A 13,821-nucleotide genomic window follows, 5' to 3' on the forward strand; every position below is an offset into this window, starting at 1 on the left:
CGCGACGGAGCGGCGTTTGTCGCGCCTCCGGCGGTTCTCGTAGGCTCGACGCGGCCTGCGTGCGCGGGCCGCCGCGCCGAAGCCGCGCGGACGAGGACGTCGGAGGAACACGTGGCCCAGGGCAAGTCGAACGACCGCGAGGCGCGCACCCGGCTCCGGGCCTATCAGGCCCGTCAGAGCCTCCACCGCTCGAGGCAGAAGCGGCGCGTGCGCGACAACGTGATCGCGGCGATCGCCGCCGTCGTCGTGATCGGGCTCGCGGTCGTCGCCCAGATCCTCTACTTCTCCGACGGCCCCGGCACCCCGGTCGCCGAGCCGACCTCCTCCTCCTCCGCGACCCCGACGCCCGAGGCGACGGGGTCGAACACCGGCGACGTCCCCTCCTCCGACATCGCCGAGGGCCGCGACTGGACGGGCACGCTCACGATCGGCGAGGACCCGCTGGGCATCACGCTCGCCGGCGCCGCCGCCCCGCAGGCGGTGTCCTCCTTCATCTCGCTGACGCAGTCCGGCTTCTACGACGGCGTCTCCTGCCACCGCCTCACCACGGAGGGCCTCTACGTCCTCCAGTGCGGCGACCCGAATGGCGACGGCACCGGCGGCCCCGGCTACAGCTACGGCCCCGTCGAGAACGCGCCCGAGGACGGCGTCTACCCGGCCGGGACCATCGCGATGGCCCGCCAGGGCGGCAACGGCTACAGCCAGGGAAGCCAGTTCTTCGTCGTCTACCAGGACACGACCCTGCCCGCCGATGCGGCCGGCGGGTACACCGTGCTCGGGCAGGTCACCTCGGGACTCGACGCGCTCGTCAGCGACGTCGTGTCGAAGGGCACGGCCGACGGATCGGGTGACGGCGCCCCCGCCGAGCCCGTGACCATCACCTCCGTCTCCGTCCAGTAGCCGCACCCGCGGCGTCGTCACGGTCCGCCCGCGCGGGGAGTGCAATAGGCTTGTCGTCACTGCCCGTTCGCGGCCGAGCGCGGTCTTCGGCCCTCCGGCCGTCGAGCCCCACCGGCCGACGACGCGACGGGCACCGAGAAGCACGACATCGAACAGCAAGGTGAGGCTCCGAGCGATGAGTGACCAGCAGCCGTGGGGACGGGTCGGCGACGACGGGACGGTCTACGTCCGCGTCGGCGACGGGGAGCGAGAGGTCGGCCAGTACCCCGATGCGACTCCCGAGGAGGCGCTCGCCTACTACGAGCGCAAGTACACGGAGCTCGCCGGGCAGGTCTCCCTGCTCGAGCAGCGCGCCAAGCGGGGCGCACCCGCCGGAGACGTCGCCCGGACGGTGCAGTCGCTGTCCGCGGCCATTGCGCAGGCGAACGCGGTCGGCGACCTCGAATCGCTGCAGACCCGGGTCGACGCGCTGAGCGGCTCCGTCGAGGATCTGACCGAGCAGCAGGCGGCCGAGTCGAAGGCCGCGCTGTCCGAGGCCCTCGCCTACCGCGAGGCCATCGTCGCCGAGGCCGAGGCCCTGGCGGCTGTCGACCCGGCGAAGACGCAGTGGAAGCAGGCCAGCGCCGCGATCGACGACCTCTTCGCCCGCTGGCAGAACCACCAGCAGCAGGGTCCGCGCCTGCCCAAGAACGACGCGAACGAGCTGTGGCGCCGGTTCCGCGGTGCGCGCACCACGATCGAGCAGAACCGCAAGGCGTTCTTCGCCGACCTCGACTCCGCGCACCGCGAGGCCAAGCAGGCCAAGCAGGCGCTCATCGACCAGGCCGAGGCGCTGGTGCCCCAGGGCGCCGACGCCATCCCGGACTACCGCGCGCTCCTCGAGCGCTGGCGGGTCGCCGGCCGTGCCGGCAAGCGGTTCGACGACGCGCTCTGGGCGCGCTTCAAGGCCGCCGGCGACGCGATCTACGGCGCCAAGGCCGAGATCGTCGCGCAGGAGAGCGTCGAGTACACCGAGAACCTCGACCTCAAGCTCGCCCTCCTCGAGGAGGCGGAGCCGCTCCTGCAGGAGCAGGACCGCGAGAAGGCCAAGCGGGTGCTGCTCTCGATCCAGGAGCGCTGGGACGCCGTCGGCCGCGTGCCGCGCGAGCAGGTGCGCACCATCGAGGACCGCCTCCGCAAGGTCGAGGCGCACGTCCGCAAGCTCGACGAGGAGCACTGGAACCGCAGCAACCCGGAGCGCAAGGCCCGCTCCGAGGGTCTCGCCTCGCAGCTGACCGCCGCGATCCAGAAGCTCCAGGACGAGCTCGACGAGGCGAAGGCGCGCGGCGACCGCGACGCGATCGCCCAGGCTCAGGAGGCGCTCGACGCCCGCAAGGTCTGGCTCGACGCGATCGGCTAGACCCGCGCCGGCGGATCCCTCCACAGATCCGCTCGCGACGCTCCAGAGGGGAGGCGCATCGGCCAGCATGGCCGGATGCGCCTCCCCTCCGTGCTCCTCCCCGGGCACCTCCCTCTCGCGGAGCTGTGCGCCGCCCGCCTCGACGGCGAGCTGGTCGCGCTCGACGAGGGCTTCCTCGTCGCGGACCTGCCCCTGGGGGCGTCCGAGCGGGCCGCCTCCCTGCGCTCGCTGCTCCCCCGCGGCGCCGTCGCCGATCGTCTCTCCGCCGCATGGGTGCACGGGGCGACGCACGGCCCGCCGCCGGTGCACAGCGCCTCGATCGACCGGCGGAAGCGCCGACAGGCGCCGTCGAACCCCCGCCTGCGCTGCCACGAGGTCCTGCTCGACGAGGACGACGTCGTCCTCCTCGGCGGCGCGCCGGTCACGTCGCCTGCTCGCACGCTGATCGACCTCGCCCGGACGGAGGACGCGGGCGCGATCCTCCGGGCGCTCTCTCGGAGCACCCGGACCGGCCTCGACGCCGTCCTCGCGAGGCTGGAGGAGGGCAGCGCCGTCGCCGGACGGAGGATCGTCGGACGACGGCTGCGGGCGGCGCTCGGCGAGGCGCCGCCCGGGGATCAGCCCGCGTTCACCCGGTAGACGTCGTAGACGGCGTCGATCCGGCGCACGGCGTTCAGCACGCGGTCCAGGTGGGTGGTGTCGCCCATCTCGAAGACGAACCGGCTGATCGCCAGCCGGTCGCTCGAGGTGGAGACCGTCGCCGAGAGGATGTTGACGTGGTGCTCCGAGAGCACGCGCGTCACGTCGCTCAGCAGGCCCGAGCGGTCCAGCGCCTCGACCTGGATCTGCACGAGGAAGATGCTCTTGGAGGACGGCGCCCACTCGACGTCGACGATCCGCTCCGGCTCCTTCAGCAGCTCCTGCACGTTGTGACAGTTCGCCTGGTGCACGGAGACGCCGGCTCCCCGCGTCACGAATCCGACGATCTGATCGCCCGGCACCGGAGTGCAGCACTTCGCGAGCTTCACGAGGATGTCCGGCGCGCCCTTCACGAGGACGCCCGACTCGCTGCTCCGGCTCCGCGGCCGGGGCGAGCGCGGGAGGGTGACCTCGTTCTCGTCCGACTCCGGATCGCCCTGGATGGAGGAGACGACCTTCTCGAGCACCGACTGGGTCGAGACGTGGCCCTCGCCGACGGCCGCGTAGAGCGCCTCGACGTCGTTGTAGCGCAGCTGGCTGGCCACCTCGGTGAAGGTGTCCTGGCTCATCAGCTTCTGCAGCGGCAGGTTCTGCTTCCGCATCGCCCGGGCGATGGAGTCCTTGCCCTGCTCGATCGCCTCGTCGCGCCGCTCCTTGGTGAACCACTGCCGGATCTTGTTGCGGGCCCGGGGGCTCTGCACGAAGTGGAGCCAGTCCTGACTCGGTCCCGAGTCGGGGTTCTTCGAGGTGAAGACCTCGACCACGTCGCCCGTCGTCAGAGCCGACTCCAGCGGCACGAGGCGCCCGTTGACCTTGGCGCCCATCGTCCGGTGCCCGACCTCGGTGTGCACCGCGTAGGCGAAGTCGACCGGGGTCGCACCGGTCGGCAGGCCGATCACGCGTCCCTTCGGGGTGAAGACGTAGACCTCCTTGGCGCCGATCTCGAAGCGGAGGGAGTCGAGGAACTCGTTCGGGTCGGTGGTCTCCGACTGCCAGTCCGAGAGGTGCGCGAGCCAGGCGAGGTCGGTGTCGTTCGATCCGGAGGTGGGCACCTTGCCGGTGGCCATCTGCTCCTTGTACTTCCAGTGCGCCGCGATGCCGAACTCCGCGTGCTGGTGCATCTCGTTGGTGCGGATCTGGATCTCGACCGCGCGGCCCTTCGGCCCGACGACCGTCGTGTGCAGCGACTGGTAGAGGTTGAACTTCGGAGTGGCGATGTAGTCCTTGAACCGGCCCGGCATCGGCGTCCAGCGGGCGTGGATCGAGCCGAGCACGGCGTAGCAGTCGCGCACCGAGTTCACGAGGACGCGGATGCCGACCAGGTCGTAGATCTCGTCGAACTCGCGACCGCGGACGACCATCTTCTGGTAGATCGAGTAGTACTGCTTCGGCCGGCCGACGACGCGACCGCGGATCCGCCCGGCCCGCAGGTCCTCGCTGATCAGGTCGATGACGTTCTGCACGAACTCCTCGCGCTGCGGCGTCCGCCGCTTCACCAGGCTCTCGATCTCGTTGTAGATCTTGGGGTAGAGCACCGCGAAGGACAGGTCCTCGAGCTCCCACTTGATGGCCTGGATGCCGAGGCGGTGCGCCAGCGGCGCGTAGATCTCGAGGGTCTCGGTGGCCTTGCGGGCCGCGGACTCGGCGGGGACGAAGCCCCAGGTCCGCGCGTTGTGAAGGCGGTCGGCGAGCTTGATGATCAGGACGCGGATGTCCTTCGACATCGCCACGATCATCTTGCGGACGGTCTCGGCCTGCGCGCTGTCGCCGTACTTGACCTTGTCGAGCTTGGTGACGCCGTCGACGAGCATCGCGACCTCGTCGCCGAAGTCCGCGCGGAGCTCGTCGAGCTGGTAGTCGGTGTCCTCGACGGTGTCGTGCAGCAGCGCGGCGGCGATCGTCTTCGAGCCGATGCCGAGGTCGGCGAGGATCTGCGCGACGGCCAGCGGATGCGTGATGTAGGGCTCGCCGCTGCGGCGCTTCTGGTTCGCGTGCGCCCGCTCCGCGACCGAGTACGCGCGCTCGATGAGCGCGATGTCGCTCTTGGGGTGGTGCATCCGGACGGTGCGGACGAGGGTGTCGACAGCCCCGGAGGGCTGCGCGCGCGAGAAGATCCGCGGGACCAGTCTGCGCAGGGCAGCGGTCGAGGACGTCGTCGTCGTTTCCGTCACGCGAGGATCTCCATCGCCCCATTATCGCCCGTGCGGACGGCGCCGATGACCGTTCCGCCCGGGGCGGACGGCGCCGGCGTCAGCCGATGCGTCCCGGGCGCCCCTCGCCGTCGACCACGTCGCCGCCCGCCGCGGCCCAGGCGGTCATGCCGGCGTCGACGTTGGCGACCTCGTAGCCGGCGCCGTCGAGGGCCTGCGTCACCATCGCGGAGCGGACTCCGGAGTGGCAGACCACCAGGATCGCCGTGTCGGCCGGGAGCTCGTCCTGCCGGGCGCCGATCTCCCCCATCGGGATGTGGTGGGCGGCCGGAGCGTGCCCCGCCGCCCACTCGTGCGGCTCCCGGACGTCGAGCAGCCAGACCTCGTCGCGCTCGACGAGTCCGACGGCGTCGGCCGCCGTGACCTGTGCGTAGTCGGCCACGGCTCAGCCCTGCACGGCCGGCGCGGTCGCCTTCGCCCGGGCCGACTCCACGCGCTTGTCGTGCTTGGAGATCTCGGGCTCCCGGCTGCGCAGCTGGGCGTACAGCGGCGCCGCGACGAAGATCGTCGAGTACGTGCCGACGATGATGCCGATCAGCAGGGCGAGCGAGATGTCGCGGAGCGTGCCCGCGCCGAGGACGAACGCACCGATCACGAGGATCGCGGCCACCGGGAGGGCGGCGACGATCGAGGTGTTGATGGAGCGCACGAGAGTCTGGTTCTCGGCCAGGTTCACCGTCTCGGAGAAGGTGCGGGTCGTGCTGCCGAGCGCCTCCACGGTGTTCTCGCGGATCTTGTCGAAGACCACGACCGTGTCGTAGAGCGAGTAGCCGAGGATCGTCAACAGTCCGATCACCGCCGCCGGCGACACCTCGGTGCCGGTGATGCCGTAGACGCCCGCCACGATCACGAGGTCGTGCAGGAGCGCGACGATCGCCGCGAGCGACATCTTCCAGGTGCGGAAGTACGCCCACATGGCCAGGGCCGCGAGGACCACGAAGATCACCAGGCCGCGCAGGGCCTGCTGGGTCACGTCGTTGCCCCACGCCGCTCCGATGAAGGAGGAGGCGACCTGGTCGGTGGGCACGTCGTACGCCTCCGACAGGGCGTTCCGCACCGCGGTCGACTCGTCGGTCGAGAGCTGGCCGGTCTGCACGCGGATGGAGTCGTCGCCGACGATGGACACGCGCGGCACGGTCTCCGGAGCGACCGAGGTCACCGCATCCGTCGCCGTCGCCTGCTCGAGGCTCGACGGCGAGGACACCGTGAACTGCGAGCCGCCGGTGAACTCGATGCCGAAGTTGAAGCCGCCGCGGGCGACCGTCCCGAGCAGCGTGATCAGGATCAGGGCGAGCGAGACGAGGTACCACGTGCGGCGCCGACCGACGAAGTCGATCGATCGCGCACCGGTGTAGAGGTCGTTTCCGAACTGCGAGAAGCTGGCCATCACGCGTCCTTCCCGTTCGAGTCGTTGGAGTCGCGCAGGCCGGCCGCCTCGGCGGCCTTCCGCTCGGCGATGGTCTGGCGCTTGGCCGCCTCACGGGACGCGGAGGCGCGCTTGCCGGCGACCACCTGGTCCTGCGGACGGAAGGCGGCTCGGCCGCGGTACACGGCCCCGAGCGCCCGGGGATCCAGGCCCGAGGCCTTGTGCCCCTCGGCGAAGAACGGTCTCGTGGCCATCAGCTGCAGGATCGGGTGGGTGAACAGCGCCACCACGATCAGGTCGATGATCGTCGTGATCCCGAGGGTGAGCGCGAAGCCGCGGACACTGCCGACGGCGAGGAGGAAGAGGACCACCGCGGCGAGCAGGTTCACCATGTCGGACGCGAAGATCGTGCGCAGCGCGCGCCGCCAGCCGGACTCGACGGCGGACTGGAGGCCGCGTCCGTCGCGGAGCTCGTCGCGGATGCGCTCGAAGTACACGATGAACGAGTCGGCCGTGATGCCGATCGCGACGATGAGACCCGCGACTCCTGCGAGCGAGAGGCGCAGTCCCTCCCGCCAGGACAGCAGCGTGACGACGAGGTAGGTGACGATCGCCGCGACGAGCAGCGAGGCGATCGTGACGGCCCCGAGCACGCGGTACTGCGCGATGGAGTAGACGATGACGAGGATCAGGCCGATGAGGCCGGCGAGCAGGCCGCTGGCGAGCTGGGCGGAGCCGAGCGTCGCCGAGATGCTGTCCGAGCTCTGGACCTGGAAGCCGATCGGCAGCGCGCCGTACTTGAGCTGGTCGGCGAGCGTCTTCGACGACTCCTGGGTGAAGGAGCCCGAGATCTGCGCGTTGCCGTCGGTGATGGCGGCGTTCGTCGACGGGGCCGAGATGACCCGGCCGTCGAGGACGATCGCGAACTGGTTCTGCGCACCCTGCAGCGCCACGAGGCGCGAGGTCACGTCGCCGAAGGCCTGCGTGCCCTGGTCGTCGAACGAGAGGTTGACGGCCCAGGTGCCGGTGCTGGCGCCGGAGGAGGTCGTCATCAGGCCGTTCGAGGCGTCCGAGATGTCCTCGCCGGTGATCTCCACCGGGCCGAGGACGTACTTCACCGTCCCGCTGTCGTCGCAGGTGATGAGCGGCTGGTCGGCCGGGGCGAGGTTCGGGTCCTGGCCGTTGAGGAACGCGCAGTCGAACGAGGTGTACTGGGCCTCGAGCGCCGGCGTGAGGTAGGCGAGGTCGCTCGCGTTCGTCGGCGAGGCGGTCGGCTCCGTCGCGAGCGACGGGTCGACGGGCGTCGGCGTGGGCGAGGACGTCGCGTCGCCGCCGACCGAGCTGTTGGTGGCCTGGCTCGCGACGAGGACCGGGCGGAAGTCGAGCTTCGCCGAGGCCTCGATGCGCTGGAGCGTCTCGTCGTCGGGCGTGCCCGGGATCGAGACGACGATGTTGCTCGAGCCCTGGGTCGTGATCTCGGCCTCGGAGACGCCGGACGCGTCGATGCGCTGGCGGATGATCGAGACGGCCTGCGTCAGCTGCTCCGACGAGACGGTGTCGCCGTCGTTCAGCTGCGGCTGCAGGACGATCTGCGTGCCGCCCTCGAGGTCGAGGGCGAGCTTCGGCGTCCAGGAGCCGCCGCCCCAGAGGACGGCCGCCGTGTTGAGTCCGACGAGAGCGAGGATCAGGACACCGAGCCAGCTCAGGGAGCGGCGGGCCTTCCGGACGGGGGTTGATGCGGCCACCCAGGGCTCAGCTTTCTCTTCGGTCGACGGTGATCGGCCCGGGGTCGCCCGGGCGTGGAGAAGGGCGGGCGGGCGCCGATGCGCCCGGCCCGACCAGGAGACTACTGCGCGTCGGGGCGGCGGTCGCGCTCGACCGGGTCCACCAGCGGGTCGCGGTGCGCGGAGTCGCGCTCGCCGAACTCGGGCGAGCCGGTCGCGGTCAGCGGGTCGGCCTCGTCCTCGGTGTCGACGGCGACGGCGTTCTCGCTCGGGTCGATGAGGCGGGCGATCGCCTGACGGTGGATGGTCAGCAGCGTGCCGGGGGTCGACTCGATGACGATCTTGTTCGCCTCGTCGTCGATCGACACGACGGTGCCGAAGAGGCCGGAGCCGGTCATGAGCTCCACCCCCGGCTGGAGGTTGTTCTTCATGCTCTCCGCGTCGCGCTGGCGCTTCTTGTTGTTGCGGAACATGAAGATGATCATCACGGCGAGCAGCAGGACGAGCAGGATGATCGTCGGATCCATGGGTGGGCCTTCCGGAGTGGATGGGCGATCCGCCGCGCGGCCTCAGGTCGAGGCGGAGCGGATCGAGCGGCCCGTCGGGCCTAGAGAATCATAGATCATCGGGGAACAGGGGCGGCTGAGCCGCCGTCCCCCGGGGGTCGATGCCGAAGTGGCGGTAGGCGGCGGGGGTCGCCACGCGGCCGCGCGGCGTCCGGGTCAGCAATCCGATCCGCACGAGGAACGGCTCGACGACGGCCTCGACCGTCTCCGCCTCCTCCCCCACCGACACGGCGAGGGTGTTCAGGCCGACCGGCCCGCCGTCGAAGCGGGTCAGCACGATCTCCATCACCGCGCGGTCGAGCCGGTCGAGTCCGAGCGCGTCGACGTCGTAGAGCTCCAGCGCCGCGCGGACGGCGGTCACGTCGGCCCGTCCGCCGTGGACCAGGGCGAAGTCCCGCACCCGCCGGAGCAGGCGGTTGGCGATGCGCGGGGTGCCTCGGCAGCGGCCGGCGATCTCGGCGATCGCGTCCGCGTCGATGTCGAGCTCGAGCAGCCGTGCCGCCCGGGCGAGCACCTGCCGCAGCTCGTCCTCCGCGTAGAACTCGAGGTGCGCGGTGAAGCCGAAGCGGTCGCGGAGCGGATTGGGCAGCAGGCCGGAGCGGGTCGTGGCGCCGACGAGCGTGAACGGGGCGAGATCCAGCGGGACGGACGTCGCTCCCGCCCCCTTGCCGACCATGATGTCGATCCGGAAGTCCTCCATCGCGAGGTAGAGCATCTCCTCCGCGGAGCGCGCCATGCGGTGGATCTCGTCGATGAAGAGGATCTCGCCGGGCAGCAGCGAGGAGAGGACGGCGGCGAGGTCGCCCGCGTGCTGGATCGCGGGGCCGCTGGAGAGCCGCAGGGGCGAGGAGCTCTCCTCCGCCACGATCATCGCGAGGGTCGTCTTGCCGAGCCCGGGCGGGCCCGCGAGCAGGATGTGGTCGGGGGTCCGGCCCTGCATGGCCGCGGCCTTGAGCAGCAGCTCGAGCTGGCCGCGCACCTTGCGCTGGCCGACGAACTCGCTGAGGTTCCTGGGCCGCAGGGCGCCCTCGAAGGCGACCTCGGCCTCCGACGCGACCTCGGCGCCCAGCACCTCGTCGCTCACGAGCGGGCCGCCGGACCGAGGCGGGCGAGGGCGAGCCGGAGCAGCGCCTGCACGTTCGCGGCGTCGGAGGCCTGCGCGTCGAGCAGGATCTCGTCGACCACATCGGCCGCGGTGCGCTCGGGCCAGCCCAGGCCGACGAGCGCCGCGAGCACGTTCTGCGCGGCGGTGGCGGCGGGACCGGAGCCGCGGGCGGCGCGCGGACGGACGGTCACCTTGCCGGCGAGGGACAGGATGATCAGCTTGGCCGTCTTCGGGCCGATGCCGCTGACCTTCCGGAACACCCCGTCGTCCTCGTCGGCGACCGCCTGCGCGATCCGGTCCGGCTCGACCGCGCCGAGAACGCCGAGGGCGGACTTCGGGCCGACGCCGGTCACGCCGATCAGCAGCTCGAAGATCTCGAGCTGCTCCTCGTCGGGGAAGCCGTAGAGGGTGAGCGAGTCCTCGCGGACGACGAGCACGGTGCTGACCGTGGTCTCGTCGCCGACGCGCATCTCGAGCGCGTGCTGCGGGGTCACGTTCACCGCGTAGCCGACGCCGTGGACGTCGAGGACGGCGAGGCTCCCGCGGGCGGAGAGGACGGTGCCGCGGAGGGAGGAGATCACCGCGTCAGTCTAGATGCTCGAACAGGCGTTCGACTCGCGGCCTCGGCGGCGCGCCACGCCCGCTGCGCTGCTGTGCCGCCCGCCGCTCCGTCGGCACCGGCTCCCGCCGACCCGGAGGAGGGCGCGAGAGGGGCCCGCCAGGCGTGGCAGACGGCCAGGGCGAGAGCGTCGGCCGCGTCGGCCGGCCGCGGCGGGGCGTCGAGCCGGAGGACGCGCTGGATCATCGCGGTGACCTGGCGCTTGTCCGCGGCTCCGTAGCCGGTGACGGCGGCCTTCACCTCGCTCGGCGTGTGCATCCCGACCGGGAGCCCGCGACGGGCCGCCGCGACGAGGGCGACGCCGCTGATCTGCGCGATGCCCATCACGGTGCTGACGTTGTTCTGAGCGAAGACCCGCTCGATCGCGACGGCGTCGGGGCGGTGCTCGTCGAGCAGCGCCTCGAGTCCGTCGCCCAGGGCCAGCAGGCGGCGCTCCAGCGCGTCGTCGGGCGGTGTCCGGAGGACCGTCACGTGCACGAGGGTCGCGCGGCGGTCGCGCGAGACGTCGACGATGCCGACGCCGCAGCGGGTGAGCCCGGGGTCGATCCCGAGGACGCGCATCAGGCCGCCCTCCGGGATCGGGCCGGGCTCACCGCGTCACTCCTCGTTCTCGAGCTCGGCGCGCACCTCTGCCGTGATGTCGAGGTTGGTGTAGACGTTCTGCACGTCGTCCGAGTCCTCGAGCGCGTCGATCAGGCGGAAGACCTTGCGGGCCGTCTCGGCGTCGGCCTCGACCTGGAGGGAGGCGACGAACTCGATGTCGGCGGAGTCGTAGTCGATGCCCGCCTCCTGCAGGGCCGAGCGGGCCGGGACGAGCTCGCTCGGCTCGACGCGGACCTCGAAGCTCTCGCCGTGGTCGAGCACGTCGTCGACGCCGAAGTCGAGGACCGCGCCGAGCACGTCGTCCTCGGTGACGCTCTCTCCGTGGGGCACGGAGATGACGCCCTTGCGCGCGAAGTTGTAGGCGACGCTGCCCGGGTCGGCCATGGTGCCGCCGTTGCGGGTCATCGCGGTGCGGACGTCCGCCGCGGCGCGGTTCTTGTTGTCGGTGAGGCACTCGACGAGCAGGGCGATGCCGTTGGGGCCGTAGGCCTCGTACATGATCGTCGTGTAGTCGATGACCTCGCCGGTGAGGCCGGCGCCGCGCTTGATCGCGCGGTCGATGTTGTCGTTCGGCACCGAGGTCTTCTTCGCCTTCTGCACGGCGTCGACGAGCGTCGGGTTGCCGGAGAGGTCGGCGCCGCCGATCTTGGCGGCCACCTCGATGTTCTTGATCAGCTTGGCGAAGGACTTCGCGCGGCGCGAGTCCTTGATCGCCTTCTGGTGCTTGGTCGTGGCCCACTTGGAATGCCCGGACACGGTGCTCCCTCGGAAATCTCGTTGCGTGCGGCCCCCGAGGGCGCCGCTGATGGCAGGGGCCAGTCTATTCGAGAGCCGGTCCGCGCCCGGCTCGCCACAAGCACAGCCGAACCAGTGATCCGCGTGCCAGCGGATCGCTGTAGGCGAACGCGACCCGCTCCACCCGCCCCGCCATCTCCGGAAGCCGACCGCGGCGAGCCGGGCAGGGACCGGCTCGCCACAAGCACAGCCGAACCAGTGATCCGCGTGCCAGCGGATCGCTGTAGGCGGAAGCGACCCGCTCCACCCACCCCCGCCATCTCCGGAAGCCGACCGCGGCGAGCCGGGCAGGGACCGGCTCGCTACTTGATCAGCCGCGACAGCAGCCGGTCGGCGAGGATCCTGCCGTCGGTCTGGCAGGTGGGGCAGTACTGGAGCGTGGAGTCGTGGAAGACCACCTGGCGGATCGTGTCGCCGCAGACGGGGCACGCCTCTCCTGTGCGGCCGTGGACGCGCATGCCGAGCTTCTTCTCGCGCTTGAGGTCGGCCGCGTGCAGGCCCTCGGCGCGGGCGAGCGCCTCCTCGAGTGTGTAGCGGAGGGCCGCGTAGAGGCGGTCCAGCTCGTCGGCGGTGAGCGCGGCGGGCTTGAAGGGCGACATGCGCGCCACGTGGAGGATCTCGTCGGAGTAGGCGTTGCCGATGCCGGCGATGCGGGACTGGTCGCGGAGGACGCCCTTCACCTGCGCCCTGCCCGCCGTGGCGAGGATCGCGCCGAGGATCTCCTCGGTGAACTCCGGGTCCAGCGGATCGGGACCCAGCCGGGCGACGCCCGGGACGTCGAGCGGATCGGCGACGATCGAGAGCGCGAGGCTCTTCTTGGTGCCGGCCTCCGTCACGTCGAACCCCGACCCGTCGTCGAGGACCAGCCGCGCGGCGAGCGGTCCCCGGCCGGGCTTCGCCGGCGCCGTCGGCCGCTCGGGCCGCCAGCGGACCCAGCCGGCGCGGGCGAGGTGCAGGAGGACGTGGGCCTCGCCGACTGCGAGGTCGAGGAACTTGCCGTGCCGCGACACTCCGTGGACGGTCTCGCCGGAGAGAGCCGACGGCGGGATGGCCACGGTCTTGAGGGCGGAGATCGCGAACACGTCGAGCCGCTCGAGGACGCGTCCGCCCAGGCGCGCGTCGAGATCGAGAGCGAGGGCCTGGACCTCGGGGAGTTCGGGCATGCGACCACCCTGGCCCGCGGGTCCCGCACCGTCCACCCCTGGCGGAGGGGGCGGCAGCGGGTCAGTCGCCGAAGCGCGTCGCCGCGACCTTCCGCAGGAACAGCTCGTGGAACCGGTAGTCGCCGGTGATCTCGGGATGGAACGCCGTCCCGAGGAGGTTGCCCTGCTCGACCGCGACCACCCGCCCGTCGGCGACACTGGCGAGCGCGGTCGCCCGCTCGCCCAGCTCCTCCACGACCGGTGCGCGGATGAAGACCGCGTGCACCGGCGGATCGCCGATGGCCGGCACGTCGAGATCGGTCTCGAAGGAGTCGAGCTGGTTGCCGAACGCGTTCCTCCGGACCGACACGTCCAGGCCGCCGAAGCTGCTCTGGCCGTCGATGCGGTCGAGGACCCGGTCGGCGAGCATGATCAGCCCGGCGCAGGTCCCGTAGACGGGCATCCCCGCACTGATCGCCTCGACGACCGGCTCCGCGAGGCCGAAGAGGCGCGACAGCTTGTCCATCACCGTGGACTCGCCGCCCGGGATGACCAGCCCCGCGACGGCGGCCAGCTCCTCCGGGCGGCGCACCAGCACCACCTCGGCGCCCAGCTCGCGCAGGACGTGCGCGTGCTCGCGGAAGTCGCCCTGCAGCGCGAGGACGCCGACGCGGAGCCCCTCGAGGGACTCCC

At 71.6% G+C, this 13,821-nt stretch carries 14 protein-coding genes; 3 read left to right on the forward strand and 11 right to left on the reverse strand.

All coding sequences use genetic code 11. The annotated features are described in order from the left end of the window. Positions 1-111 precede the first annotated feature (111 nt). From C5C46_RS00980 to C5C46_RS00990, 3 genes are all read left to right on the forward strand, one after another. On the forward strand, positions 112-900 hold the full coding sequence (locus C5C46_RS00980; protein ID WP_104225331.1) for a peptidylprolyl isomerase: 789 nt from the start codon (positions 112-114) through the stop codon (positions 898-900). 175 nt (positions 901-1,075) lie between these two features. After that, positions 1,076-2,299, forward strand: a complete 1,224-nt coding sequence (locus C5C46_RS00985) for a DUF349 domain-containing protein (protein ID WP_104225332.1) — start codon at positions 1,076-1,078, stop codon at positions 2,297-2,299. A 75-nt stretch (positions 2,300-2,374) separates the two neighbouring features. After that, entirely contained in the window at positions 2,375-2,938 is a 564-nt protein-coding gene (locus tag C5C46_RS00990; protein ID WP_104225333.1) for a type IV toxin-antitoxin system AbiEi family antitoxin, read from the forward strand. Here C5C46_RS00990 and C5C46_RS00995 read toward each other — a convergent pair. The 11 genes from C5C46_RS00995 to pdxT form a co-directional block, all read right to left on the reverse strand. Further along, the gene (locus C5C46_RS00995; protein WP_104225334.1) at positions 2,917-5,169 is read right to left on the reverse strand and encodes a bifunctional (p)ppGpp synthetase/guanosine-3',5'-bis(diphosphate) 3'-pyrophosphohydrolase; all 2,253 of its coding nucleotides are present in this window, start codon (positions 5,167-5,169) and stop codon (positions 2,917-2,919) included. The two genes, C5C46_RS00990 and C5C46_RS00995, sit on opposite strands and share 22 nt — an antisense overlap. Before the next feature lie 79 nt (positions 5,170-5,248). Next, entirely contained in the window at positions 5,249-5,590 is a 342-nt protein-coding gene (locus tag C5C46_RS01000; RefSeq protein ID WP_104224765.1) for a rhodanese-like domain-containing protein, read from the reverse strand. 3 nt (positions 5,591-5,593) lie between these two features. Next, positions 5,594-6,595: a protein translocase subunit SecF gene (gene secF, locus C5C46_RS01005; protein WP_104225335.1), complete on the reverse strand. Its 1,002-nt coding sequence runs from the start codon at positions 6,593-6,595 to the stop codon at positions 5,594-5,596. After that, positions 6,595-8,319, reverse strand: coding sequence for a protein translocase subunit SecD (gene secD / locus C5C46_RS01010; RefSeq protein ID WP_104225336.1), 1,725 nt, complete (start codon positions 8,317-8,319; stop codon positions 6,595-6,597). The genes secF and secD overlap by 1 nt, the downstream gene beginning before the upstream one ends. Before the next feature lie 101 nt (positions 8,320-8,420). Then, positions 8,421-8,825, reverse strand: a complete 405-nt coding sequence (gene yajC, locus C5C46_RS01015; protein WP_104224768.1) for a preprotein translocase subunit YajC — start codon at positions 8,823-8,825, stop codon at positions 8,421-8,423. Positions 8,826-8,913: 88 nt separating this feature from the next. After that, positions 8,914-9,948 (reverse strand): Holliday junction branch migration DNA helicase RuvB, encoded by a 1,035-nt coding sequence (gene ruvB, locus C5C46_RS01020; RefSeq protein WP_104224769.1) that lies wholly within the window; start codon positions 9,946-9,948, stop codon positions 8,914-8,916. Beyond that, complete coding sequence (gene ruvA / locus C5C46_RS01025; protein WP_104225337.1) at positions 9,945-10,550, reverse strand: Holliday junction branch migration protein RuvA; 606 nt, start codon at positions 10,548-10,550, stop codon at positions 9,945-9,947. The genes ruvB and ruvA overlap by 4 nt, the downstream gene beginning before the upstream one ends. Further along, on the reverse strand, positions 10,547-11,149 hold the full coding sequence (gene ruvC, locus C5C46_RS01030) for a crossover junction endodeoxyribonuclease RuvC (RefSeq protein WP_104225338.1): 603 nt from the start codon (positions 11,147-11,149) through the stop codon (positions 10,547-10,549). The genes ruvA and ruvC overlap by 4 nt, the downstream gene beginning before the upstream one ends. A 36-nt stretch (positions 11,150-11,185) precedes the next feature. Continuing rightward, the gene (locus C5C46_RS01035) at positions 11,186-11,947 is read right to left on the reverse strand and encodes a YebC/PmpR family DNA-binding transcriptional regulator (RefSeq protein ID WP_104224772.1); all 762 of its coding nucleotides are present in this window, start codon (positions 11,945-11,947) and stop codon (positions 11,186-11,188) included. A gap of 341 nt (positions 11,948-12,288) precedes the next feature. Next, the gene (locus tag C5C46_RS01040) at positions 12,289-13,149 is read right to left on the reverse strand and encodes an Fpg/Nei family DNA glycosylase (protein WP_104225339.1); all 861 of its coding nucleotides are present in this window, start codon (positions 13,147-13,149) and stop codon (positions 12,289-12,291) included. A 61-nt stretch (positions 13,150-13,210) separates the two neighbouring features. Next, a complete protein-coding gene (gene pdxT / locus C5C46_RS01045) occupies positions 13,211-13,783 on the reverse strand; it encodes a pyridoxal 5'-phosphate synthase glutaminase subunit PdxT (RefSeq protein WP_374953785.1) in 573 nt (190 codons plus the stop codon). Positions 13,784-13,821 lie beyond the last annotated feature (38 nt).

Origin of the sequence: Rathayibacter sp. AY1E6 (assembly GCF_002931115.1) — a bacterium.
Taxonomy (GTDB): Bacteria; Actinomycetota; Actinomycetes; order Actinomycetales; family Microbacteriaceae; genus Rathayibacter.

Bases quoted from the DNA above. Each gene is read 5' to 3' on its own strand.
- C5C46_RS00985 (WP_104225332.1), top strand. From the start codon at position 1,076: ATGAGTGACCAGCAGCCGTGGGGACGGGTCGGCGACGACGGGACGGTC.
- C5C46_RS00990 (WP_104225333.1), top strand. From the start codon at position 2,375: ATGCGCCTCCCCTCCGTGCTCCTCCCCGGGCACCTCCCTCTCGCGGAG.
- secF (WP_104225335.1), bottom strand. From the start codon at position 6,595: ATGGCCAGCTTCTCGCAGTTCGGAAACGACCTCTACACCGGTGCGCGA.
- yajC (WP_104224768.1), bottom strand. From the start codon at position 8,825: ATGGATCCGACGATCATCCTGCTCGTCCTGCTGCTCGCCGTGATGATC.
- ruvC (WP_104225338.1), bottom strand. From the start codon at position 11,149: ATGCGCGTCCTCGGGATCGACCCCGGGCTCACCCGCTGCGGCGTCGGC.
- C5C46_RS01040 (WP_104225339.1), bottom strand. From the start codon at position 13,149: ATGCCCGAACTCCCCGAGGTCCAGGCCCTCGCTCTCGATCTCGACGCG.